Origin of the sequence: Actinospica durhamensis (assembly GCF_018139695.1) — a bacterium.
In the GTDB taxonomy this organism is placed as follows: domain Bacteria; phylum Actinomycetota; class Actinomycetes; order Streptomycetales; family Catenulisporaceae; genus Actinospica; species Actinospica durhamensis.
This window is the reverse complement of sequence record NZ_JAGSOG010000582.1, coordinates 1-1,347: the sequence shown is the minus strand read 5'-3', so window position 1 is coordinate 1,347 and position 1,347 is coordinate 1. Positions and strand designations below refer to the sequence as shown.

The window sequence follows — 1,347 nt, the reverse complement described above, 5'->3', positions numbered from 1 at the left end:
CCCTCGAGGCCCTCACCGCGCTGCTCGGCCTCGCCCCCCGGCTCACGTTCGTGCGCTGCTGGATGCTCGACCGCCTCATCCCGCTGCTGACCGCCGGGGAACTCCTCGTCGAAGCAGCCTGCCTCGCCCTGCGCGAACGCCGCGAAGACCCCGTCAGCGTCCTGCGGACCCTGCGCCGGCTCGGCGCCGCCGCCCCCGCGCTCACCCCGCTCACCGCCCTGGCCGAAGCAGACCTCGACGAACCAATGCTCCTCGCGCTGCTGGAGAAGGCCGCCGCCGACATCGACGCACCCTACCCGCGCGCCCGCGCCGGCGCGCACCTGGCCGCGCTGCGCGGCGGCGCCGCCGACCGCGACAGCCTGCTGAGCGCCGCCGACGCCGTCACCGGACCCCACGAACGCCTCCGATTCCTCGAACTCGCCGTCACCCTCGGCGTTCTGACCTGGGATCAGGACGCGACCGCGCGGGCCCGCACCGCGATCGCCGCGATGGACACCTCCTTCGACGCCGCGCTCGGCGTCACCCGCCTCGCCCGCGCCGTCTCCCCGCGCGACTTCCACCGGCTGCGCGGCCAGCTCACCGAGATCGCCGACCAGGAACCGACCGAACGGCTGCGCCTGCGCGCCGCGCTCGGCGCCCACGCCACCGTCGCCGACCCCCTGCTGCGCTTCGACCCGTACATGACCACCCTCGACATGCACCGGGAGACCAACCTCGGCGGCTGGCGCTCCTGGGCCGCGTTGACCGGCGCCGCCCTCTACGCCGACGCCCTGACCGTGCTGCGCGCCGCCGAACAGGAAGAAGACCCCGAAGCCGAAGGCGGCGAACTGTGGTCCGCCCTGGCCGACCCGGCCCGGCGCCGCGCCGCCGTCCAATCCCTGCGCCACCGCAGCCCCCGCCGCGTCGACCTCGACGCCCCCGCCTGCGCCAGCATCACCCGGATGCTGCGCGCCGGCGACACCGACCTCGTCGCCGACGTCCTGACCGTCGCCCGCCAACGCCGCCCGCTCGCCGAGGTCGCCGGCTGGCGCGCCGCCGCCGACCCGCGCGTGGCCGACCTCGCCACCCTCCTGGTGATCGAAGCCGGCCACCTCGACGAAAGCGCCGTCGACGCCCTGCCGCGGCTGCTCATGGACGACGACGACCTCGTGCGCATCCGCGCCGCCCGCTCGATCGCCGTCCTGAGCCGGGGGAGCGATTCCGACCGGCGCCTGCACCACGCCTCCCGCCTCGGCCCCGCCACCCTCGCCGCCCTCACCCGCCTGACCGCGAGCGACCTGCCGCCCCGGCTGAGCACCGACCTGTGGTGGGCTCTGACCGACGTCGTCCTCGACGACGTCCCCACCC

At 76.2% G+C, this 1,347-nt stretch carries 1 protein-coding gene; it reads left to right on the top strand.

The annotated features are described in order from the left end of the window. A partial coding sequence (locus KDL01_RS41160) for a hypothetical protein (protein ID WP_212534150.1) occupies positions 1-1,347 on the top strand: 1,347 nt, incomplete at both ends.